This window comes from Dielma fastidiosa (assembly GCF_000313565.1).
Classification (GTDB): Bacteria; Bacillota_I; Bacilli_A; order Erysipelotrichales; family Erysipelotrichaceae; genus Dielma; species Dielma fastidiosa.
In genome coordinates, this window is the sequence record NZ_CAEN01000114.1 from 1 (window position 1) to 274 (window position 274).

The window sequence follows — 274 nt, forward strand, 5'->3', positions numbered from 1 at the left end:
CATAAGGTATACCTTATGAGACATATTCAAAAAACCTGGGGAGGTAATTAAAGTGAAATCAAACAAAACAAAGTCAGCGATGACTTCTTTAGTCGTAGCTGCAATGCTCTGTTCAGCAGCAATGCCAATCAGAGCGGCTGAGGCTCAATGGGTCAATAACAATGGCACATGGTCTTATGTTAAGGAAGATGGCAGTATAGCCAAGGGTTGGATCAAAGACAATGACTGCTGGTATGCTTTCGATGATAACGGTGCAATGCGTACTGGTTGGATC

The 274-nt window shown here is 42.7% G+C and carries 1 pseudogene; it reads left to right on the plus strand.

Annotated elements, in window-relative coordinates:
• Positions 1 to 52: 52 nt before the first annotated feature.
• Positions 53 to 274 (plus strand): annotated as a pseudogene (locus DAHG_RS18255) (hypothetical protein); the annotation flags it as partial.